The organism is Salinadaptatus halalkaliphilus (assembly GCF_006543045.1).
GTDB lineage: Archaea > Halobacteriota > Halobacteria > Halobacteriales > Natrialbaceae > Salinadaptatus > Salinadaptatus halalkaliphilus.
In genome coordinates this window covers 284,238-304,335 of the sequence record NZ_RBZW01000058.1, presented here as the reverse complement: position 1 = coordinate 304,335, position 20,098 = coordinate 284,238, and the positions used below count along the sequence as shown (strand labels likewise).

The following is a 20,098-nucleotide window of genomic DNA, read 5'->3' as shown; positions in this document are numbered from 1 at the left end:
CGGTTTACTGTACGTCAGTTCCGGCCCAGCCGCGACCCGGGCGGCGGCTGGGCCGGGACATCGGTACAGTAATCCGTATGAGTGGGTGTTAATCTGCCTCTGCAGGCGGACGCGGCTGTTGGGACGATCGCTGATCGATTTCTGCTCCACAGTTGGGACACATGAGGGAGCAACTACTACCGGTACAGACTTCGAGCCAGTCTCGGGAGAAATGACCTCTGTACTCACAGTCGAAGCAGAAGAGCGTCCCCTTCTGTCGGTTGATTCGATCGGGTTCGGTATTGTTTGATGTCATCAGATGTACTTACGTCCCGACCGGTATAGGACTTGTTCGAAATTTATAATGATTACATATACCCATCTGGATTGTGGGGTGGAATGCTATACTGATAAAGCTCCCAACACCGACTCGAGTCTCAGCGTGACGACCTCGTCACTGCAGACCTGATCGCACGACAGCTGTGCGATCAGTGTGTAACTAGTTGCAGTTGTTACTATAACGAGTGCCGTGTTCGTCGTCGAATTACGGACCATCGAGTCCGTGGGTCAAAACCGTAGCGATCCCGAAGACGACAGCCAGGCGTCAGACATCCCCACAACGCTTATTCGCGCAGGCGAGACTTGTATGAGCAATGGCCGGAGTAGACGACGTGTTCGGGGACATCTTCTCGAGTGTCGATGCGATCATGCTCTTTGGGCCGAGCGGGTCCTACTACGAGCGGTTCACGACGGGAGAGGATTCCGATGTCGTCGTCGTCGGCACGGAAAACGACGTGGGTGCGGAGACGTTCGTCGAGTTACCCCTCGAGTTCGACGAGGTGTCCGAACGGGTTCGGTTCGGCATCGAGGGCGCACTCGAACAGGACGTGATCGACGACGGGGACGACCTCGCGTGTGCGACGAGCGTGTTCAGCGACGACATCGATACGGTCTCTCGAGTACGGGCCGATGCAGACGCCCATACGGGAATCTACGATCTGTTCGCGAAATCGCGCGCCGAGCCGGCCGTCATCAAGTCGGTACTCGAGTTAGCGATCGAACTGGGCAAGAAAGGGCAAAAGGGCAAGCCTGTCGGGGCGTTGTTCATCGTCGGCGACGCGGGGAAGGTGATGAACAAGTCCCGGCCGCTGTCGTACAATCCCTTCGAGAAGTCTCACGTCCACGTCGGCGATCCGATCGTGAACGTCATGTTGAAGGAGTTTTCGCGACTCGACGGCGCGTTCGTCATCTCCGATGCGGGCAAACTCGTCTCGGCGTATCGCTACCTCGAGCCGTCCGCGGAGGGTGTCGATATTCCGAAAGGGTTAGGTGCCCGTCACATGGCTGGTGGGGCGATAACGCGGGATACGAACGCCATCGCGATCGTCCTCTCGGAGAGTGACGGACTCGTTCGGGCGTTCAAAGCCGGTGAACTCATTCTGGAGGTCGACCCGGAGGCGTACTGATATGGAGTGGCAGACGCTGATCGACGAGCCGGCGGTCATTGCAGCGGCGGTGTTGGCGCTTGGACTCGTCGTCGGCTATCTGGTCGGGCGACTCAACAAGGAGTTACTCTCTGCCTCGGGTGTGCCAGACGCCGTCGAAGGAACGCCGTTCGAACGGACCGCTCAGTCGCTCGGAACGTCGACGGTCGAGATCGTCGCCCGGCTGAGTTCGTGGTTCATCTACGGGATCGCCGTCTTGACTGCGATTCATATCGCACAGTTGCTCGACACCGACGCGTTCTGGTTCGAGGTGACGCAGTATCTCCCGCAGGTTTTCATCGCCGTGCTCGTGCTCATTCTGGGCTTTATTATCGCCGACAAGGCCGAATTGATCGTCAGCGAATATCTGCGCAGCGTCAAGTTGCCGGAGGTTTCGGTGATCCCTCGATTGGTCAAATACGCGGTTTTGTACGTGGCATTTCTCATCGCGCTTGGCCAGATCGGCGTCTACGTCCTGCCGTTGCTCATCCTGCTTGCCGTGATTGCCACCGGTGCAGTCGTCGTCGGCACGTTCGCTTTTAAGGACTTTCTCGTCTCGAGTGCAGCCGGGATCTACCTGTTGTTAAACCAACCCTACGGAATCGGTGACCGGATCCGGATCGGCGACCAAGCGGGGATCGTTCAGGAAGTCGATCTGTTCGTGACGAAGATCGAAGACGACTCCGAGGAGTACATCGTACCGAACCGGAAGGTCTTCGAGGAAGAAATCGTCCGCGTCCGGGAGTGACCATCACGCGGAATCCGCTCGAGCGTCGATAAACGAGAAGAACGTTTCTGGTTGTTAATCGTAACCTTATTCCACAGGAGCTTTCGTTACTTGAACTGGTACGCAGGCAATGCCAGAGCATCGCATAATCGATTCCAACGTCGGCATCCTCGGCGGGACAGCGCTCATTATCGGGAACGTCATCGGCGTCAGCGCGTTCGTCCTCCCGGGGCCACTCGCTGGTGACGTCGGGCCAGGGATCATCGTCGCATTGCTACTCGCGATGATCCCGCTGGTTTTCGGGATTTTGCTCTCGTTGCAACTCGGGAGCGCGATTCCCGTCGCCGGCGGCAGTTACGTGTACGCATCGCGTCTCGTCGGGCCGTTCTGGGGATTTCTGTTACCCTGGATCACGATCCCCGGCGTCTGGGCGGGGATGCTGTTTATCGGCTTCGGGTTCGCCGAGTACGTCGGGTTCGTCTCGAGTGCGGTCTCGGTCGTTCCGGACGTGCCGGAGCTTGCACTCGTGTATGCGTTGCTCGTCCCGTTTATCGTGCTGAACGTCCTTGGGATCAAGATGGTCGCCATCGTTCAGTTTGTGATGGTGTCGCTTATCGCGGTCGGCATGCTCGCGTTCATCGTCCCCGGGACGTTTCAGGTCGATGCCGGGAACTACGAACCGCTGTTTCCGGCAGGTGTCGGTCCCGTCATCGTCGCCGTCGTCTCGCTTTACTTCCCGCTACGGGGCTTTCGACTCGTGGTCGAAATCGGCGAGGAGATGGAAAACCCGGCGAAAAACATTCCTCGAGTGCTCGGCCTCTCGGCCGCGGTTTCGCTGTTCTTGCTCGTCGGCCTCATCACCGTCCTCGTGGGCGTGGCTAACTGGCAAGATCTCGCCGGTATGGATGCCGCCGTCGCCCAGGTTTCCCTCGAGCACTTCCCGGCACCGCTGACTGCGCTGGTGTTGGTCGCCGCGGCGATGGGAGCGCTCACGTCGATCAACATGACCTACACGGCCTACTCGCGACAGCTGATGCGAGCCGCTCGAGACGACGTGATTCCGTCCCCGATCGCACGCGTCCACGACCGATTCGACTCGCCCCACGTGGCCGTCCTCTTGCTTGGTATCCCGCCGCTGTTGATCGCACCCGTCTCGCCCGGGACCGTCACCCTCTCGATCGCGCTTTCGTTGACGATTCTGTTCGGGCTCATCATCGCGGGCGTCTCGCTGTGGAACCTCCCAAAGAGCTACCCGCAGCGCTACGAGTACTCGCTGTACAAGTTGCCACCAGTGGTGCTCAAAGTCGTCGCCGTCGGGGCCGTCGTCTCCGCCGGCTTCCTCTGGGTGCTGGTCTCGACGCAACTCCCGGTGATGGTCGCCGCCCTCGCGGGCTGGATGGTGCTTGGCTACGTCTTCTACCGGACTCGAGTCCGGTGGTTCGCGAACCGTGGCGTCGATCTCAAAGGCCGAATGGGCGAACTCCACGAGAGCGAAAAAGAGCGGGCAGATTGAAACGGGCCGGTGGCGTTCTGGGCCGCTGATCGGCGGACTCGCTCGAGCGATCACCGGGAAAACGCGACCCCGACTCGTCTCACTCCTCGAGCGAGAGCCCGGCGTGCCAGCGATCGGCGCCGACCGCGCGCTTTTTCGCGTCCATCCGGGCGAGCAACTGTGTCGCGAGCGTTGCGGTCTCGGACGCTTTCGACTCGCCTTCGGTGGCGAACTCGCCGGTTTCGCGGTTGGCGTAGACGGTACAGACCGCGCCGGCACGCAAGCCATAGAGGTTCGCGAGCGTGAAGATCGCACTCGCCTCCATCTCGATGTTCGCGACGTTGGCCTCCGTGAGTTGGTCGACCAGGTCGTCGGAGCCGGCGGCTTCGAACCCCTCGAAACCCGGCCGTCCCTGGCCCGCGTAGAAGGAGTCGGCGCTCATCGTGATCCCGGTGTGGTAGTCGTACCCGAGTCGTTCGGCGGCCGCGATCAACGCCGAGACGACCTCGTAATCGGCCGTAGCGGGGTAGTCCTCGCGGACGTACTCGTCGCTAGTTCCTTCCTGCCGAACTGCGCCGGTACTGATCACGAGGTCGCCGACGGCCATCTCGGCCTGCAACGCGCCACAGGAGCCGACGCGAACGAACGTCTCGACGCCGACGCGGGCGAGTTCCTCGACGGCGATCGCCGCCGACGGGCTGCCGATCCCCGTCGAGGTAACCGAGATCGGCGTTCCGCCCGTCGTCCCCGTCGCCGTTCGATACTCTCGGTGGTGTGCCCGAATGTCGTGGTCGTCCCACTCCTCGACGATCGTCTCGAGGCGTTCGGGGTTGCCCGGAAGGAGCACGGTCTCGGTGACATCGTCGGGGCCGACCTCGAGGTGGTACTGGACGTCCGCGTTAGGGTCCTCGCTGTCGCGTGGCATGGAATAGTGGCGATTCGTCGCGACGCCGAATATAACTGCTGGACGACCGTACACCTGATATGGAATCCGGTCCGGACACGCGGGGAACGCTGTCGGACACCTACGTCGCGGCGCTCCAGCACGATCTCGTCGACGTATCGCCGGAGACGACTCTCGTCGGCGTTGTTCGCAAGCCGGCACCCTGGTTTCACGCCGCCGTCGACGAGAACCGACCCGAACTCGGGCCGCCAGCGACGCTACTCGAGTCGGTTCGCGAGATCGAAGACGACCTGAAGATGCAGGGACTGTGCGACGAGGGTTCCCACAACGCCACCTGGGAGCAAATTGGTTCGGCGAAGCCTATCGCGAGCTGTGACGAGAACACCGAGAAAAAGCGCTGCCGTCGGACGATTCTTCGCGAGCCCCTCGAGTGCGCCGAGGACCCCAACAATTAATCGATATGGTACGAAACAGCGTGGCATGGATACAGCCGAGTTTCGGGTCGAACGCGACGCCTGGCCCGACGACGTGTTGCCCCGCGAGCCGACGTTCCCGCTCGAGGGCGCGCCGGTCCACGAGCACCTTCGCGAGCAGGGGCGCGACCAGGGTACCGAGCCGGCCCTGACGTTCTACGGACACACCCTCTCCTGGAGCGAACTCGACGACCACGTTGATCGGTTCGCGACCGTTCTCTACGAGCGCGGTCATCGACCGGGCGACATCTGTGCGCTCTACCTCCAGAACTGCCCGCAGTTCTGGATCGCCTACCACGGGGCCCAGCGGGCCGGCCTCACGGTCGCACCGTTGAACCCCCAGCTTCGGGATGTCGTCCTCGAGTACCTCCTCGAGGATAACGAGGCCTCGGCTATCGTCGCCCACACGAACCTCCTCGAGAACGTCGAATCGGTAGCAGCCGAAACTGCACTCGAGGACGGCTTTGCCGTCCAGTACCGAACGTACGCGGACGTAGCGAACGCGCGCCTGCCGGTCCACGAGGTCGTCGCGGGGGAGAAACCGATTCCCGACTGGGAGGGCTCGAATCCGGGTAACCTGACGCTGCGACCGTTCGCCGACGCGGTCACGGCCGTCGACCCGCGACGTGACCTCCCCGAACCCTCGCCGGAGGATCGTGCGCTTCTTCAGTACACTGGCGGCACCTCGGGGATGCCGAAAGCCTGCGTCCACTCCCACTGGAACGTCACCTACAAGGCGGTGATCCGCAACCAAGGACCCGACCGCGACGAGGTACAGCTGGCGGTGATGCCGGTCTTTCACGTCGCGGGCAAGCTCGGCACCGTCGACGGCCAGGCCGTCTCGGGCAACCACGTCGTCATCTTGCCTCGGTACACGCCCGAGGCGATGCTGGCCGCCATCGATGCCTACGACGTGACGTCCACCTGGATCGCGGTGCCGATGATCGAAGAGATACTTGAGTCCGACCGACTCGAGGAGTACGACCTCACGTCGTTATCGGCGACATCGGATGCGATGACCTGTACCAGCTTCGGGACGAACATCACCGCGGCACTCAGCGATCGGTGGGAGGTGATCACGGGCGCTCGACTGAAAGAGGGCGGCTACGGCCTCTCCGAGACCCACACCGGCGATGTCAACACCGCGGGCATAGAGCGCGTCGAACCGGGATTCGTCGGCCAGCCGACCTACGGCGTCGAAGTCGAGATTCGCGACTTCGAGACCAACGAGGTCCTGCCGGTCGGCGAGGAGGGCGAAATCGTCCTCTACACGCCGTCGATGATGGCAGGCTATCACGACAGGCCGGCGGCGACCAACGAGGTGCTCGAAGCGGATGGCGCCCTCCACACTGGCGACGTCGGCCGGCTGACCGAGGAGGGATTCCTCTATTTCCTCGGCCGTCGCAAGGACACGCTAAAGGTCTCGGGACACACCCTCTCCCCGCGCGAAGTCGAGTACGCCATCGAGGAGAGTGGGCTCGTCCAGGACGCCCTCGTGGTCGGGCGGCCACACGAGAGTCGCGGCCACGTCCCCGAGGCCCACGTGATCCCGGCGGACGGCGTCACCGAGGACGCCGTCCTGTCGTGGGCCGACGAGCATCTCGCGGAGTTCAAACGGCCCCGATCGGTCGTCCTCGTCGACGAACTGCCCCGAACGAGCGTCGGAAAGGTCGATCGGAAAACCTACCGGGAACGGCTTCCCAACGACTACGCCTGACTCCGGACGCCGGACTCGAGACGCGCGTCGACGGCGAGTTCGACCTCACTCGAGCATCGCTTCGGTGATCGTATCCGGCAGTAGTTCCCCGAGCGTGTACGCCGTCGGTGCCTCGTCGCCGCCAGCGTCGCAAATCACCCGCAGGTCGTCGCCGCAAAACTCCGCGAGCGTCTGACGGCACATCCCACAGGGGGTGACGCCGTCCCGACGCTCGGAACTGACCGCCAACCGGCTGAACTCGCGGTGGCCGTTCTTGACCGCCTCCGCGATGGCCACCTCCTCGGCGTGGAGACTGTTGCTAAAGTTCGCGTTCTCGAGATTACAGCCGACGAAGACCTCGCCGTCGGTCGTCTCGAGGGCGGCGCCGACCGGGTACTCGGAGTAGGGAACGTGGGCGGCCGACTGGGCGTCGCGTGCGGCGTCGAGAAGGTCCTGATTGTCGTTGTCCGTCATGGGTGTTGCTTCTGTAGGTGACGGCAAGAAGCCACCGACCGATCTGCGCGGCGGGAAACGACTTGGCCGTGGGGAACAGTCGTGTTCAGCCGTCTGTAGCTGGCTCAGGAGATGTCGGCGACGGTCGTCTCGACGACCGCTCGAGCCTCGGCCACGAGCGCGTCGACGTCGTCGCTTTCGGCGTAGAGCCGGACGTAGGGCTCGGTCCCGCTCGGGCGGACGAGGATCCAAGAGGCATCGTCGAACTCGAGGCGCACGCCGTAGTCAGTGTCGACGGTCGTCTCGGGGAAGGCCTCGGGAAGTGCGGCCTCGAGCTCGGCCATGACGGTCGATTTGTCTTCGTCGGGACAGTCGACGCTCACCTTTCGGTAGGGGCGTTCGGTGACCGGCTCCCGGAGCGTCTCGGTGTCGCCCGCGTCGGCGACGAGGGCGGCGACGGCGGCCGCGCTCGAGACGCCGTCGATCCAGCCGCCGAAGCCGGTGTGGATGTGCTTCCACGGTTCGGCGGCGAAGACGATCTCGGTGTCGTCGTCACCGCGCCGTCGCTCGCGCGCGATACCCTCGTGGAGCGCACCGAGTCGAACGCGTTCGACCCGCCCGCCGGCGTCTCGTACCTGCTCGTCGATGCGTGCGGAGGCGTTGGGCGTCGTGACGACGACGGGGTCGGCAACCTGGCTCGCGGCCGTGTAGTGGGCTGCGACGACCGCGAGGATCGTATCCTCGTGGATCACCTCGCCGTCCGGTCCCAGTACGACGAGGCGGTCGGCGTCGCCGTCGTGAGCGAGGCCCACGTCGAACGAACCTGCTTCGAGAAAGTCGGCGAAATCGGTCAGCGTCTCCGGCGTCGGTTTGCTCTTTCGAGCGGGGAAGTGGCCGTCGACGGTCGCGTTCAGCGCGACGACCTCGGCACCCAGTCGGTCGAGAACCTGCGGTGTCGCCAGTGCACCGACGCCGTTGCCACAGTCGACGGCGACGGAGAGGCCGTCCAGGGGTCCCTCGTCGGCGGCGACCGCGTCGACAGCGAACCGGTCGCGGACGTACTGATCGACCGCCTCCCGGTAGTGGTCGAGGATCTCGAGCTGATCGGACTCGCCCCATTGGTTCCAGGAAACTGGCGTGGTCGTCTCGCCGGTGACCGCTTGGGCGATCGTTCGTTCGCCGTCGCGGTCGAACTCGACGCCGTCGCCGAAGAGTTTGATGCCGTTGTCTTCGGGTGGGTTGTGACTCGCGGTGATCATCACGCCCGTGCGTCCCTGGGAGGCAAACGCCAACGTCGGGGTCGGCACCTGCCCCAATCGTGAGACGTCCGCGCCGGCGCTCTCGAGGCCGGCTTCGATCGCTGCGGCGAGTGCCGGTCCAGTTTCCCGACCGTCCCGTCCGACGACGAACGATTCTCCAGGCTCGCCAGCGGCTTGCCCCACCGAGAGCGCGAGTGCGGGCGTGATCTCTTCGACCGGCCCGCGAATTCCAGCCGTACCGAACAGGGTCATGGCAGGTCGTTCCGCGAGGAACTATTTATATTGTTGGAGAAAGCGACTGTCGCGAGACTCTCGAAACCAGACACGTCGCTGGCGTTGTCCACCGAACGCCGATGGACGACACGGGAACGAAGAGCTGGAACGCTGACGACGACCCGACCAGTCTGCATTATACGGTTTCCTGTACGTCATTACCGGCGCAACCGCGACTCCGACGGCGGTTGCACCGGTTGATTCGCTTCGCTCTGCAACCGAGGCTCGTCTCACACAGTTCGACTCACCGCCGGGACATCGGTACAGCAATCCGTATTACTCGGGGAGTTCGTCGATCAGGACGACGGCCTCGCCGTCGATGACCGTCGCGTCTTCGGTCTCGTTTCTGATCGTCGTCTCGAGTCGATACTGGGCATTACCGAGGGCTTCCACGACTTCGACGCGCGCGGAGACGCGGTCACCGATTCCGACGGGCCCGCTGAACTCGAGATCCTGGGACAGATAGACGGTCAGTCCAGGGAGTCGTGCGAGTGCGGCGCTGATGAGTCCGGAGACGAGGGTGCCGTGGACGATTCGTTCGCCGAATCTCGTGTCGGCGGCGAACTCCTCGTCTAAGTGTAGTCGGTTCGTGTCGCCGCTTACTTCGGCGAAGGCACGGACGTCGTCCTCGCTCAGCGTCTTCTCGAAGGTGACGACGTCGCCGACTTCGATCTCGTCGGCATCGTCGACGGATCGCTCGAAAGCCCAGTCGAGATCGGAGTGTTCGACGGACGGAATGCTAGCAGGGATCGAATCGCCGTTGGATTCGTTGGCCCCGGTCGTAGACAACAATGCAGAGACCGCAGCACGGTTCGCGGCCGTCGCACTTTGGAAGAAACTCTGTGTCATCGACGTCCACGCGTTCGTCATGGCAGCGATGTTCTCTTGTCCCGCGTTCTGGTTCGACATCTACAACGAAGCTACGGCTGGAGCAGTAATGACTTCTTTGGCTTACCAACTCACGCTTTACTAACCCAGACACCCATGTCAGGTAACCAAATTTCACCCACCGATTCGTCTACTACTGACGCTGTCCGATAGCCGCTCGAAAATCCGTCGGCAACCATCTGCAACCACTAGACGATATACGAACCATTCTATGCCCTCTGATGGTATTAGATGGTATTTAGTGGAAAGACTTATTACCGACCGCCTCGTTCGTTCGGATGATGACGGACGACTCCGACCGATCGCTCTGGTTCCCGCCCTCGATGTTCACCGAACAGATGCAAGAGGCGGGCGAGCAGGTCGCCGAATCCCAGCAGGAGATGATGAAGCAGTTGTTCCAAACGTCGTCGATGGGCGCGAATCCACTCGAGGAGATGTCTGCCTTCGGCCCGATGAACATGGGCACGGCGACGTTCAAAGCTCGCGTCCAGAGCGGCGGTCGGATCAGCATTCCCGGCCCGGAACGGGACGCCCTCGACATCGAAGAGGGCGATATCGTCCAGACGATCGTCGTCCCGGTCAAACGCGACCGAGACGACCAATCATAACCCAACCACAACAATGACACAGAACGCATTCACCGCCGTCTTCGACGCCCAGCGCACCGCCATCGAACAATCACAGAACGCCACCCACGACGCCCTCGAGGTGCAGTCGGCCGCCATCGGCGCCGTCGCAACCGCCCTCGAGAACTCGAGTTCGTTCGTCGAATCGAACGCCGATCTGACGAAGGGGTCGGTACACGCGACCCTCGACGCGCTCGAGCAGTCGCTGCCCGAAGATGCCGCCGATTTCGAGCAGCTCCGTGAACTCGTCGACGAGAGCGTCGACTCCGCGACCGACGCCCAGACCCAGTCCCTCGAGGCACTGACCGAGGCCGTCGCGGAATCCGAAGCCGCCTACGACGAGTTCGCCGGCCAGTACGCCGAGGCCGTCGACAGCTCGTTCGACTCGTTTCTCGAGGCTCACGAACAGGTCGAGCAGAACGTGACGACAGTCGCCGAAAACGTCGAAGACGCCACCGACGAGTTCGACGTTTCGGCTTAAACCGACTCGGGTCTTTTTACGTCCACCACTCAACTAGATTCCTATGTCAGACTCACAGCCGCCCCAGGCGGGCAACTGGAACGCGTTCGTCGAACAGTGGAACGAACAATTTCTCGAAACCTTCGAGGACAACGTCGAGGCACAGGCCCAGTTCGTCGAGAGCTGGTCCCAAACCGTCGGCGAGATGAGCGAGGACAACGACGTTTCGGAAGGCGTCGAGGGCTATGCGAAAGCCTACGAAACGTGGATGAACGCCTCCCAGCAGATGGTCGAGCGGATGAACGACTCGCTTGAAGGCGAAGACGTCGACATCGAGGAATTCCGCGACGTCTGGCTCAACACGGCCAACGAGGCGTTCAAAGACGTCATGTCGACGACGGCCTTCGCACGGATGACCGGCGAGACCGTCGGTGATGTCCTCGAACTCCAACAGCAAGCCGACGAAGCCTCCCAGGAAACCCTGCGAACGCTCGGCTTTGCGACCGAAGATGATGTCCTCGAGGTCGGCGACCGACTCGTCGAACTCGAGCGCCGACAACACGACGTCGAGCAAAAGCTCGACCGCGTTCTCGAACACCTCGAAGACGACCAATGAGAAACCCATACGCAACCGTACTGGACTTTCAACGGCAGGCCTGGGAGAGCGCGGCCGACCTGGCCGACAAGACCCAGGTTGCGCCCGACCGTACCGAAACCATCCAGAACATCGAGGTCGGTCAGACGCCGAGTGACATCGTCTACGAGGAGAACAAGCTCGAGTTGCTCCACTACGAATCCCAGACCGACGAGCAACACGACATCCCGATTCTCATCGTCTACGCGCTGATCAACAAGCCCTATATCCTCGATCTTCAGCCCGGACGCTCGGTCGTCCGAACGCTGCTCGAGGCCGGCTTCGACGTCTACCTGGTCGACTGGGGCGAACCCTCGAAACTCGACCGCCAACTGTCGCTCGACGACTACGTCAACCGCTACATCGACAACTGCGTCGATGTCGTCCGCGATCGATCGGGGCAGGACGCGATCAACATTCTTGGCTACTGTATGGGCGGGACGAAGTCGGCGATGTACGCGTCGCTCTATCCCGACAAAGTCGAAAACCTCGCACTGATGGCCTCGGGACTCTGTTTCGCCGGCGACGGCGGTGTCCTCGAACTCTGGGGCGCCGAGGATTACTACGATCCCGAGCGAGTCACCGAGACCTTCGACAACGTTCCGGCGGAGTTCTTAGATGTCGGCTTCGCGTTGATGGATCCCGTCGCGAACAACGTGACGAAGTACGTCCGGTTCTACGACAACATGGAGGACGAGGACTTCGTCGAGAACTTCGCCCGGATGGAGCGCTGGCTCGACGAGGGAATCGATGTCGCCGGGACGGCCTACGAGGAGTTCATCCGGGACATCTACCAGGACAACAAGCTTCACGAGAACGAACTCTACCTGGGCGGCGAGCACGTCGATATCGAAAACATCGATATGCCCGTCCTCCAGATCACCGCCGAGTACGACCACCTCATTCCGCCGGCGGCCTCGAAGCCGTTCAACGACGTTATTCCGTCCGCGGACACCGAGATCCTCGAGTTCCCGACCGGCCACATCGGAATGTCGGTCTCCTCGCGGAGCCACGACGAACTCTGGCCGCAGGTCTGTGACTGGTTCGAAGCCCGTTCGACGGGCGATGTCGAGGCCGAGCCTGCAACGCCGGATCCTGTCGAGGACGACGCCGCCCTCGCCGAAGATGTCGCCGGTGACGAATCCGGTCCGGCGGATCTCACCGACGGAAGCGGCAATCTCGCTGTCGAAGAGAGCGATGAGGGTCTTGCTGAAGACGACCTCACGGACCTCTCCGGCGTTGGGCAGGCCTACGCCGAAGACCTCGCTGCGGCCGGCGTCGACTCGTTTGACGACCTCGCTGGCGCTCCCGTTGCAGAGCTCGCCAGCGAAACCGGAATCGCGCCGAGTCGACTCGAGGACTGGATCGAACAGGCTCGACAGCGATAGCGTCGATCGCCAGTTCGTCGACGGGTTCGAACTCGCCACATCGCTGGAGTGCAGTCGATGGTCGACAGTCCATTATTTATTGCGTGGGATACAATGGAATAGTATGTCCATGGAGGGACGCACCTGCGTCATCACAGGATCGGCGCGTGGTATCGGGCGAGGGATCGCCGAACATCTCGGACGAGAAGGGGCAAACGTCGTCATCAACTACCGGTCGTCGGAGGGCGAGGCCCACGACGTCGTCGAGACGATCGAGTCGGCCGGCGGAAACGCCGTCGTCGCACAGGCCGACGTGAGCGACCGCGACGAAGTCACCCACATGAGAGAGATCTGCCACGAAGCGTTCGGTCCGGCCGATGTCCTCGTTAACAACGCCGGGATCACGGCTGACGAACAGTTTACGGAGATGACCCGCGAGGAGTGGGACCGCGTGATGGACGTCAATCTCGGCGGGATGTTCAACTCCACACAGGAGTTCTTCGACGACATCTGGAACGCCGAGGACGGCCGCCTCATCAACATCTCGAGCGTCGTCGGCAAGCAGGGCAACTTCGGGCAGGCCAACTACGCCGCCGCCAAAAGTGGGATGTTCGGCTTTACGCGAACCATCGCCCTCGAGCTGGCACAGGGCGGCTCGACCGCAAACTGCGTCGCACCAGGGTTCACCAGGACCGACATGGTCGAGGGCGTCCCTGACAAGGTCCTCGATCGGATCGTCGCGGGCATCCCGCTCGAGCGGTTAGCCGAAGTCGAGGATATCGCCGCGGTCGTTCGCTTCCTCGCGAGCGAGGAGTCGGCCTACGTTACGGGCGAAGTGATCGACGTCAACGGTGGGATGGACCTGTAACAAAGCGTCCGACACACCGAACACGGATTTGCCGCCTCGTTATGTGGCGGCGATCGCTCGCCACCCCGGTTCGTAGCAGAGGACGAACGCGAGTGGAACGGAAACGATCAGCAGTGGCGGCACGTACAACAGGAGCGTAAACGGATCCGGCGGCGAGACGACCGACGAAATGCCGACTGCAGTGACCGTCCCGATCCCAATCGTACCGAGCCAGCGTTCGCGTCGGCCGATCTGGTCTCGATCCGGCAGTTGCGTTCTGTAGAGCAGATATATCGGAGCGGCTATCGGCAGGGCGACGAACGCGAACAGTCCCCAGCCGAATCCGCTCGCGCCACGAGCGGCCGCGTCGGCACTGATCGCATAACAGAGACAGAGCCCGCCGAGCGCGATGGCCAGCGGCAACGCGAGGGCGAGCACGGAGAGCGGATCGGCCTCCATCGTTCATCACTCGTTTCAGTCGGGCAACTAATAGACCACGGTTTCGGGACCGCTTCGATTCGGCGTTAGCGCAGCCGAGACGCTGCAGCGAGTGCGTCGTCCGTTTCCGCGATCAGTTGCTCGAGCACCGCCTCGGCAGGTCGGCTCTCCTCGGTCAGGCTGACGCTCTGGCCGGCATACAGCGCCATCGAGTCGACGTCGCCCTCGAGATCCGGCGTCGCGAGCGCCTCGTCGTAGCGTTCGATCGACTCGCCAGCGTCGGTAGTCGTGACGATGTCGTCCTCGCCGGGTGGATCACCGGGAGCTGGTTCGCCGGCAGCGTCCCAGCGCTCGAGGGTCTCGTTCTCGAGTACTCGATGTGGCGTACCTGGCCAGCCTTTGTCGAACAACCTGGTGTAGCGGGTGTCCGTCTCGTCGCTCTCGCGGAGTCGCGCTCTGTAGCGATCGTGAATTCGGGCTTCATCCGTCGCGAGGAATCGCGTCCCGAGCCACGCGCCGTCGGCACCGAGCGCGAGCGCCGCCGCGATACCGCGTCCATCGCCGTCGCGCCCGCCTCGTGAACTCGATCGACGTAGGGCGCTGCGCTGCCGAACGAAAACGAGACGACGTCTACCCCCGCTTCGAGGACTGCCTCGAGGTGTTCGTCCGTCGGAACGGTGGTCGTCGCGTCGTCGAGCACGAGGTTGACCGCGAACGGTGCCTCGGTTCGCTCTCGCGTTGCGACGATCACCTCGTGGGTCGCCTCGAGGTCGCGCCAGGTCACCGCGAGGTGGCCGAGACCGCCCGCATTGGAAACTGCCGCGGCGAGTTCGGGTGTCGTCGCGCTTCCGATCGGCGCCTGCACGATCGGGTACTCGATACCGATCGCCTCACAGAGGCGGTTGTTGTGTGTCACGCCGAAGCACCTCGTCAAGTCTCGTGTTTCGCCTTCTCGAGTACTCGCACGTTCTCGATGCCCGTCTCGGGGTACTGGCCGCTTTCGTTCTTTTCGACGGCCTTGACCATATCCCAGACGACGTTTAACCCGGTCGTGACTCCCTCGAGGGCCTCCATCTCGCAGCCGGTCTTCCCGGTCGTCTCGACGGCGACGCGGAGTTCGATCCGATCGTCGTCGAGGTCGAACGCGGTGTCGACGTTGGTGATGGGTATCTGGTGACACATCGGGATCGTCTCCCAGGTGTGTTTGACGGCCTGGATCGCGCCGATACGGGCCGTCGCGAGCACGTCGCCTTTCCCCACTTCGTCACCGCGGATCGCCTCGATTGTCCCCGGTTGGAGCCGGATCTCGCCGACCGCGACCGCCCGACGCTCGCTGTCCGGCTTGTCGCCGACGTCGACCATCTGGACATCACCATCCTCGGTCGTATGCGTCAGGTCTTCTGCGGCGTCGGTTCTCGGCTCCGGGTTCGACCCCTCGGCGGCGGACGGATCCTCAGACATCGCTCTTACCCCACAGGACCGCGGGAATCTCCTCGAGGAGTTCCGACGCGAGAAATCCGTGTCCCTCCGTCGCCGCGAGTCGTTCGCCGGCGAGGCCGTTGACGTGGGCGGCCGCGGCCGCGGCCTCGAGCGGGTCCGCGTGCTCGAGCAGCGCCGCGACGATGCCGGCGAGCGTGTCGCCCGTACCGCCGACTTTCATGCCGACAGTGCCGGAGCGACTGAGTCGCGTTCGCTCACCGTCGGTGATCACGTCAGTCCCACCCTTCGCGAGCACGACGTGGCCCAGCTCGGCCGCGAAGGCTTCGATCTCGGCGGCCACGGCAGCCAGATCGTCGGTATCCGGCCCGCCCATCCGCGCCAGTTCGCCCCGATTCGGCGTACAGATCAGCGTCGCCTCGGTCTCGAGATCGGGCACGACCTCGAGGGCATCCGCATCGACGACGACGCGACCGGTGAAGGACTCGAGGAACTGCTTGGCGGCCGCGAGTGTGTCCTCGTCGGTGCCCAATCCCGGTCCGAGGACGACGGCGTTGTCGTACTGCTGGGCGGTCTCGAGCAGATCCTCGGCCACGTCGGGCGTGAGAACCTCGCTCTCGTACGGTTGCACGATGAGGTCTTCGCTGTAGCCCTGGATCTCGCGGCTAACCGTTTCGGGCGCGGCGACGAAGGCAAGTTCGGCGCTGGCCCGCAGCGCGGCCTGTGCGGCGAGTGCCGGCGCGCCGGTGTAGGGCCCGCCGCCGATCACGTAGGGCCGTCCCTCGCGACCGTCGGGACGAGCGAGGGTTACGTCGCCGGGACCGACGAACCGCTCGGCGGCTGCCGGGATACCGATGTCGGCGACGGTGATCTCGGCTTTCAGGTTCTCGAGCCCAGGCTTCGTGTCGTGGAACGTGACGACGTGGTCGGCAACCACACCGGTATCGGCGTGTTCGCCAGCCTCGGCGTCGAACCCCGAGGGCACGTCGACCGAGACGACGGTCGCGTCCGCGTCGTTTATCGCGTCGGCGGCGGTCGCCGCTGGCTCGCGCAACTCGCCGCTGATTCCGGTTCCCAACATCGCGTCGACGACGATGTCGCTCGCGGGCAGCGAGAACTCGCTCGAGTCCGCCACCTCGCGCGTGTCGTAGTCGGCCTGCTGGAGCGCGTCCCAGTTTTCGCGGGCGATCGCCGTGCCGATGCGATCGCCGCGACCGAGCAGGAGGGTGGTGACGTCGTAGGCCTCGAGAAAGCGAACCGCGACGAAGGCGTCGCCGCCGTTGTTTCCGCGGCCGGCGACGATCGTCACCGATGCCCCCGGTTCCGCGACATCCCGAACCGCTCGAGCAACGGCGTGTCCGCTCGACTCCATCAACTGTTTTCTGGGCACCCCGAGCGCCGCGGCGTTCTCGTCGACGGCGGCCATCCGTTCGCCTGTAATCATAGCGCCAAATTCGACGGGCCCACCGTTGAAGATTGCGGACTGACGGGTCTCGATCAAGACGGTGGCGATATGCTCAAGCGATCGGGCCCACGAATGCAAGTGTGAACGTCTTTTGGCTCGACGAGGATCCGCGGCTCGCGGCCCGCTATCACTGCGATCAGCACATCAACAAACTGTTGCTCGAGGCCGCACAGGTGCTCTGTACCGCTGCGCGCGAGAACGGCCTCGAGGCCGAGTTCCTCTACCAGCCGACCCACGTCGACCACCCCGTGACCCAGTGGGCGACGGAATCGCGGGCGAACTGGCTGTGCCTTCGCGAACACGCCGACGCGCTCAACGCGGAGTTCGTCGAGCGCTATGAGAAGGACGCGGATCACGCCAGTTGGGAGGTCATCGAGCAGATCGATCCCGCTGCGATCGACTTCCCGAGCGACGAGCCGACGCCGCGGCCCCAGGCGATGCCCGACGAGTACAAACGACCCGGCGATCCTATCGGCGCCTATCGGGCCTACTACGCCGGCGAGAAGGCCGACTGGGCCGAGTGGCGCTACACCGACGAGCCGCCGTGGCTCGAGCAGTATCGTTCCGAGACATCTTCGCCGAAGGCGCTCGAGCCAACGGATGAGAAAACCCATTAGGCCACCTGTCGTCACGGTATCACGACGATGTTTCCGCCATTCGCCGCCCCCGAATCGATCACCACCGACGACGTGAACCCGCATACCTCCGCGTATCGCGACGTCGTCATCTACGACGCCGCTGACGCCGAGGAACCGCTCTACGAGGACCCGATCGTCGCCCACGCAAACGGCTGGATCGAACTCGAGGGAAATCGCTTGCTCTCCCCGCAGGCGATCCACCACATCGACATCTACGACGAGCGCCTCGAGGACGACGGCGCCGCTCGCAGTCGGTCGGATCGCAACCGTTCGGACGACGGCAACCGGACAAACCGATTCAGCCTCCGGTGACCGGGAACAGCCAGGCGTTCGTGACCGGGAACAGGCGGTTACTCGTATCTAATCTCGAATCCGTCTTCGGCCTGAGGCGTTTCGTACTCGATGTCGATGTCGTTGACATCGGCCGCAGGACTGCCGGTGTGACACCACTCGATCATCGACTCGACGGCCGGTTCGGGTCCTTCGAAAATCGCCTCGACGCGACCGTCCGCGAGATTTTTGACCCAGCCGTCGACGCCCTTCTCACGAGCCGTGTCTCGGGTGTTCGCGCGATAGTAAACGCCCTGTACCGTACCGGAGACGAAGATGTGTGCGCGGGTTCGATCGGTCATACCCGACGGATCGGCGTCGACGGTAAAAAATCCCGCTCGTCTGCCGCCTGGCTGCCACGCGGCAGACGATCGGCATGCAATAGTTACACACGCGAGGGACCCCCCTCCCCCTCGAGGGTTCGTGGCGGGACACCCGCCTGATCAGCCGCTGTCTTCGTACCGACGGGCGCCGACGACCATCCGGGCGGCCAGTGCGAGGACGCCGACGACGAACCCGATCCGAACGGCGTCAGCAGCGGTCTGGGAGAACGGTTCCGCGTACTCGACGACTGCCACGGCGAGGACGAGACCGGCGACGTAGAGGGTGTTCGCCCCGACGAAAGCCGTCAATCCCGCTTCGTCGGTGACGGTCTCGGGGTCGTACCCCGCGATCAGCGACGCCATCTTCTGACAGCGAGGGAATCCCGGCGTTCACGCCGGGCGGGAATCGCGTAAGCTCCGTGCGACAATCCACCGACTACACAATTGACGATTCCCCTGTGGTCGATACGATATATCAATAACTTTTTATACTCACACAGACACATATGGCAATTGTGGAGCTTCGCCGTACCGCCGTCGTGAAACTTGACGTAAACGACGATGCCCACCAACTCCTTCAACAGACGATAGACCGCTTCAAACAGGCCGCTCAGATGGCCGCAGACGACGGCTGGAACGGCACCGAAGACGGCTACATCGTCACGTCGAAAACCGAGCTACACGACCGGACATACGACGACGTGCGCGAAGCTACCAACGAGTTGAACGCAGACCTTGTATGTGCCGCACGGAATCGGGCCGCCGACGCACTCGATTCCTGCGCCGAAAAACGCAAAGACGGGGAGACCCCCTCGAAACCACGGTTCTCGTCGGATTCGGTCGTCTACAACCTCAACGCGATTACCTACTACGACGAGTACGCCACGCTTGCGACTGTGGACGGACGTATCGAAGCCAAGTACGTCCTACCTGACGAAGACGTGCCACCGACCACCTACTTCTCCAAGGAGTGGGAGAAACGCGAAGCCACGTTACATCACCGTGACGGCGACTACTACCTCCACATTGCTGTCGTGAAAGAGACAGAGAAAAAGCCGGAAGATGCCGAGAACGGAACGGTTCTCGGCGTAGACTTGAACGTGGACGGACACCTTGCCGTCACTTCAACTGGCGCGTTCATCGGCAACGCCGACTACCTCAACCACAAGCGGCGCGAATACGAAAAACGGCGTGGACAAATGCAACAGGCAGGCACACGGTCGGCCCACCTGACGATGAAATCACTCGGTGGCGGATTCGCCCGCTGGAGCGAAGACTACCTGCACCGTGTCTCGAAAGCACTGGTACAAGAAGCTCTTGCACACGACTGTACGTACATCGCATTCGAGAAGCTGAAACACATCCGCAAACGTATCTCGAACGCGAGCAAGTTCCAGCAGTGGGCGTTCCGCCGCATCCAAGAGTACACCGAGTACAAAGCCGCAGAGTACGGGATTGCCGTCGAGCAAATCGCCCCGCAGTACACCAGTCAGCGATGCAGTCACGTTGACTGTAGTTTCACCCACGAAGACAACCGCGACGGTGAGGAGTTTTGTTGTCTGAAGTGCGACCGCGAGTACCACGCCGACTACAACGCCGCGAAGAATATCGCCCGGAAACTACTCCAGAACTGGCACACGTCTGGTGCTGGAGGGGCAACCAGTCACCTTGCCCTCAAGTCGGGGACGTTGAACGTGAACGGCATTTTCACGCCTACCACCGTCTAGTGGTTAGAACGGGAGTCCACCGACAAGCCCCGCCGTTCACGGCGGGCGTAGGTGACCCCGGCGTACCTGATCAACACGCCGAGCAGACCGACGAACGCCGCGACGACGAGCAGTGTGGCTACAGTTCCGACACCCATACACCGTACTGGCAGTGAGAATACAAATTCGTTCGGTTCGT

23 protein-coding genes and 1 pseudogene are annotated in these 20,098 nt (G+C 62.9%); 13 read left to right on the top strand and 11 right to left on the bottom strand.

Annotated features, from left to right (window positions below):
- Positions 1–632 precede the first annotated feature (632 nt).
- From dacZ to D8Y22_RS17995, 3 genes are all read left to right on the top strand, one after another.
- Positions 633–1,445 carry a diadenylate cyclase DacZ gene (gene dacZ, locus D8Y22_RS18005; RefSeq protein ID WP_141466071.1) on the top strand — a complete coding sequence of 271 codons (813 nt, stop codon included), beginning with the start codon at positions 633–635 and terminating at the stop codon, positions 1,443–1,445.
- Position 1,446: 1 nt separating this feature from the next.
- Complete coding sequence (locus D8Y22_RS18000; protein ID WP_141466070.1) at positions 1,447–2,211, top strand: mechanosensitive ion channel family protein; 765 nt, start codon at positions 1,447–1,449, stop codon at positions 2,209–2,211.
- Positions 2,212–2,320: 109 nt separating this feature from the next.
- Complete coding sequence (locus tag D8Y22_RS17995) at positions 2,321–3,703, top strand: APC family permease (RefSeq protein WP_141466069.1); 1,383 nt, start codon at positions 2,321–2,323, stop codon at positions 3,701–3,703.
- A gap of 79 nt (positions 3,704–3,782) precedes the next feature.
- On the opposite strand, the gene D8Y22_RS17990 is transcribed toward D8Y22_RS17995, so the two are convergent.
- Positions 3,783–4,607: a nucleoside phosphorylase gene (locus tag D8Y22_RS17990; protein ID WP_141466068.1), complete on the bottom strand. Its 825-nt coding sequence runs from the start codon at positions 4,605–4,607 to the stop codon at positions 3,783–3,785.
- Between the two features lie 59 nt (positions 4,608–4,666).
- Here D8Y22_RS17990 and D8Y22_RS17985 point away from each other — a divergent pair, with 59 nt between their 5' ends.
- Both D8Y22_RS17985 and D8Y22_RS17980 read left to right on the top strand, forming a co-directional pair.
- Complete coding sequence (locus D8Y22_RS17985) at positions 4,667–5,041, top strand: hypothetical protein (RefSeq protein ID WP_141466067.1); 375 nt, start codon at positions 4,667–4,669, stop codon at positions 5,039–5,041.
- Positions 5,042–5,066: 25 nt separating this feature from the next.
- A complete protein-coding gene (locus D8Y22_RS17980) occupies positions 5,067–6,776 on the top strand; it encodes an AMP-binding protein (protein ID WP_141466066.1) in 1,710 nt (569 codons plus the stop codon).
- 45 nt (positions 6,777–6,821) lie between these two features.
- On the opposite strand, the gene cdd is transcribed toward D8Y22_RS17980, so the two are convergent.
- From cdd to D8Y22_RS17965, 3 genes are all read right to left on the bottom strand, one after another.
- Positions 6,822–7,229, bottom strand: a complete 408-nt coding sequence (gene cdd, locus D8Y22_RS17975; RefSeq protein ID WP_141466065.1) for a cytidine deaminase — start codon at positions 7,227–7,229, stop codon at positions 6,822–6,824.
- Between the two features lie 104 nt (positions 7,230–7,333).
- Complete coding sequence (locus D8Y22_RS17970) at positions 7,334–8,719, bottom strand: phosphohexomutase domain-containing protein (RefSeq protein ID WP_141466064.1); 1,386 nt, start codon at positions 8,717–8,719, stop codon at positions 7,334–7,336.
- Positions 8,720–9,016: 297 nt separating this feature from the next.
- Entirely contained in the window at positions 9,017–9,649 is a 633-nt protein-coding gene (locus D8Y22_RS17965; RefSeq protein WP_141466063.1) for a MaoC family dehydratase, read from the bottom strand.
- A 260-nt stretch (positions 9,650–9,909) separates the two neighbouring features.
- On the opposite strand from D8Y22_RS17965, the gene D8Y22_RS17960 reads away from it, so the two are divergent.
- The 5 genes from D8Y22_RS17960 (at position 9,910) to D8Y22_RS17940 (ending at position 13,583) form a co-directional block, all read left to right on the top strand.
- Positions 9,910–10,236 (top strand): AbrB/MazE/SpoVT family DNA-binding domain-containing protein, encoded by a 327-nt coding sequence (locus tag D8Y22_RS17960; protein WP_141466062.1) that lies wholly within the window; start codon positions 9,910–9,912, stop codon positions 10,234–10,236.
- Between the two features lie 13 nt (positions 10,237–10,249).
- Positions 10,250–10,735, top strand: a complete 486-nt coding sequence (locus D8Y22_RS17955; RefSeq protein ID WP_141466061.1) for a hypothetical protein — start codon at positions 10,250–10,252, stop codon at positions 10,733–10,735.
- 43 nt (positions 10,736–10,778) lie between these two features.
- Positions 10,779–11,330 carry a poly(R)-hydroxyalkanoic acid synthase subunit gene (locus tag D8Y22_RS17950; RefSeq protein ID WP_141466060.1) on the top strand — a complete coding sequence of 184 codons (552 nt, stop codon included), beginning with the start codon at positions 10,779–10,781 and terminating at the stop codon, positions 11,328–11,330.
- Complete coding sequence (phaC, locus tag D8Y22_RS17945; RefSeq protein ID WP_141466059.1) at positions 11,327–12,736, top strand: class III poly(R)-hydroxyalkanoic acid synthase subunit PhaC; 1,410 nt, start codon at positions 11,327–11,329, stop codon at positions 12,734–12,736. The genes D8Y22_RS17950 and phaC overlap by 4 nt, the downstream gene beginning before the upstream one ends.
- A gap of 103 nt (positions 12,737–12,839) precedes the next feature.
- Complete coding sequence (locus D8Y22_RS17940; protein WP_141466058.1) at positions 12,840–13,583, top strand: beta-ketoacyl-ACP reductase; 744 nt, start codon at positions 12,840–12,842, stop codon at positions 13,581–13,583.
- Positions 13,584–13,622: 39 nt separating this feature from the next.
- Here D8Y22_RS17940 and D8Y22_RS17935 read toward each other — a convergent pair whose 3' ends face one another.
- From D8Y22_RS17935 to D8Y22_RS17920, 4 genes and pseudogenes are all read right to left on the bottom strand, one after another.
- Complete coding sequence (locus tag D8Y22_RS17935) at positions 13,623–14,021, bottom strand: DUF7534 family protein (RefSeq protein ID WP_141466057.1); 399 nt, start codon at positions 14,019–14,021, stop codon at positions 13,623–13,625.
- 65 nt (positions 14,022–14,086) lie between these two features.
- Positions 14,087–14,916: pseudogene (locus tag D8Y22_RS17930) on the bottom strand (NAD(P)H-dependent flavin oxidoreductase).
- 14 nt (positions 14,917–14,930) lie between these two features.
- Positions 14,931–15,461 (bottom strand): cyclic pyranopterin monophosphate synthase MoaC, encoded by a 531-nt coding sequence (gene moaC / locus D8Y22_RS17925; RefSeq protein WP_141466056.1) that lies wholly within the window; start codon positions 15,459–15,461, stop codon positions 14,931–14,933.
- Entirely contained in the window at positions 15,454–16,881 is a 1,428-nt protein-coding gene (locus tag D8Y22_RS17920) for an NAD(P)H-hydrate dehydratase (protein ID WP_141466055.1), read from the bottom strand. Before D8Y22_RS17920 ends, moaC begins: the two co-directional genes overlap by 8 nt.
- Before the next feature lie 101 nt (positions 16,882–16,982).
- Here D8Y22_RS17920 and D8Y22_RS17915 point away from each other — a divergent pair, with 101 nt between their 5' ends.
- Positions 16,983–17,519 (top strand): hypothetical protein, encoded by a 537-nt coding sequence (locus D8Y22_RS17915; RefSeq protein WP_141466054.1) that lies wholly within the window; start codon positions 16,983–16,985, stop codon positions 17,517–17,519.
- 27 nt (positions 17,520–17,546) lie between these two features.
- On the top strand, positions 17,547–17,852 hold the full coding sequence (locus tag D8Y22_RS17910) for a hypothetical protein (RefSeq protein ID WP_141466053.1): 306 nt from the start codon (positions 17,547–17,549) through the stop codon (positions 17,850–17,852).
- A gap of 38 nt (positions 17,853–17,890) precedes the next feature.
- On the opposite strand, the gene D8Y22_RS17905 is transcribed toward D8Y22_RS17910, so the two are convergent.
- A complete protein-coding gene (locus tag D8Y22_RS17905; protein ID WP_141466052.1) occupies positions 17,891–18,172 on the bottom strand; it encodes an acylphosphatase in 282 nt (93 codons plus the stop codon).
- Between the two features lie 141 nt (positions 18,173–18,313).
- Positions 18,314–18,556, bottom strand: coding sequence for a DUF3784 domain-containing protein (locus D8Y22_RS17900; protein ID WP_141466051.1), 243 nt, complete (start codon positions 18,554–18,556; stop codon positions 18,314–18,316).
- 143 nt (positions 18,557–18,699) lie between these two features.
- Here D8Y22_RS17900 and D8Y22_RS17895 point away from each other — a divergent pair, with 143 nt between their 5' ends.
- Positions 18,700–19,920, top strand: a complete 1,221-nt coding sequence (locus D8Y22_RS17895; protein WP_141466050.1) for an RNA-guided endonuclease InsQ/TnpB family protein — start codon at positions 18,700–18,702, stop codon at positions 19,918–19,920.
- Here the strand turns inward: D8Y22_RS17895 and D8Y22_RS22520 are convergent.
- Entirely contained in the window at positions 19,917–20,057 is a 141-nt protein-coding gene (locus D8Y22_RS22520) for a hypothetical protein (protein ID WP_174811905.1), read from the bottom strand. The genes D8Y22_RS17895 and D8Y22_RS22520 overlap by 4 nt on opposite strands.
- Positions 20,058–20,098: the final 41 nt, after the last annotated feature.

Excerpts from the sequence above, each read along its gene's own strand:
- moaC (WP_141466056.1), bottom strand. The coding sequence starts at position 15,461 with ATGTCTGAGGATCCGTCCGCCGCCGAGGGGTCGAACCCGGAGCCGAGA.
- D8Y22_RS17990 (WP_141466068.1), bottom strand. The coding sequence starts at position 4,607 with ATGCCACGCGACAGCGAGGACCCTAACGCGGACGTCCAGTACCACCTC.
- D8Y22_RS17980 (WP_141466066.1), top strand. The coding sequence starts at position 5,067 with ATGGATACAGCCGAGTTTCGGGTCGAACGCGACGCCTGGCCCGACGAC.
- D8Y22_RS17970 (WP_141466064.1), bottom strand. The coding sequence starts at position 8,719 with ATGACCCTGTTCGGTACGGCTGGAATTCGCGGGCCGGTCGAAGAGATC.
- D8Y22_RS17895 (WP_141466050.1), top strand. The coding sequence starts at position 18,700 with ATGGCAATTGTGGAGCTTCGCCGTACCGCCGTCGTGAAACTTGACGTA.
- D8Y22_RS22520 (WP_174811905.1), bottom strand. The coding sequence starts at position 20,057 with ATGGGTGTCGGAACTGTAGCCACACTGCTCGTCGTCGCGGCGTTCGTC.
- D8Y22_RS17960 (WP_141466062.1), top strand. The coding sequence starts at position 9,910 with ATGACGGACGACTCCGACCGATCGCTCTGGTTCCCGCCCTCGATGTTC.
- D8Y22_RS17940 (WP_141466058.1), top strand. The coding sequence starts at position 12,840 with ATGTCCATGGAGGGACGCACCTGCGTCATCACAGGATCGGCGCGTGGT.
- D8Y22_RS17905 (WP_141466052.1), bottom strand. The coding sequence starts at position 18,172 with ATGACCGATCGAACCCGCGCACACATCTTCGTCTCCGGTACGGTACAG.
- D8Y22_RS17935 (WP_141466057.1), bottom strand. The coding sequence starts at position 14,021 with ATGGAGGCCGATCCGCTCTCCGTGCTCGCCCTCGCGTTGCCGCTGGCC.
- phaC (WP_141466059.1), top strand. The coding sequence starts at position 11,327 with ATGAGAAACCCATACGCAACCGTACTGGACTTTCAACGGCAGGCCTGG.
- D8Y22_RS17965 (WP_141466063.1), bottom strand. The coding sequence starts at position 9,649 with ATGTCGAACCAGAACGCGGGACAAGAGAACATCGCTGCCATGACGAAC.
- D8Y22_RS17910 (WP_141466053.1), top strand. The coding sequence starts at position 17,547 with ATGTTTCCGCCATTCGCCGCCCCCGAATCGATCACCACCGACGACGTG.
- dacZ (WP_141466071.1), top strand. The coding sequence starts at position 633 with ATGGCCGGAGTAGACGACGTGTTCGGGGACATCTTCTCGAGTGTCGAT.
- D8Y22_RS17985 (WP_141466067.1), top strand. The coding sequence starts at position 4,667 with ATGGAATCCGGTCCGGACACGCGGGGAACGCTGTCGGACACCTACGTC.
- D8Y22_RS18000 (WP_141466070.1), top strand. The coding sequence starts at position 1,447 with ATGGAGTGGCAGACGCTGATCGACGAGCCGGCGGTCATTGCAGCGGCG.
- cdd (WP_141466065.1), bottom strand. The coding sequence starts at position 7,229 with ATGACGGACAACGACAATCAGGACCTTCTCGACGCCGCACGCGACGCC.
- D8Y22_RS17900 (WP_141466051.1), bottom strand. The coding sequence starts at position 18,556 with ATGGCGTCGCTGATCGCGGGGTACGACCCCGAGACCGTCACCGACGAA.
- D8Y22_RS17955 (WP_141466061.1), top strand. The coding sequence starts at position 10,250 with ATGACACAGAACGCATTCACCGCCGTCTTCGACGCCCAGCGCACCGCC.
- D8Y22_RS17995 (WP_141466069.1), top strand. The coding sequence starts at position 2,321 with ATGCCAGAGCATCGCATAATCGATTCCAACGTCGGCATCCTCGGCGGG.
- D8Y22_RS17920 (WP_141466055.1), bottom strand. The coding sequence starts at position 16,881 with ATGATTACAGGCGAACGGATGGCCGCCGTCGACGAGAACGCCGCGGCG.
- D8Y22_RS17950 (WP_141466060.1), top strand. The coding sequence starts at position 10,779 with ATGTCAGACTCACAGCCGCCCCAGGCGGGCAACTGGAACGCGTTCGTC.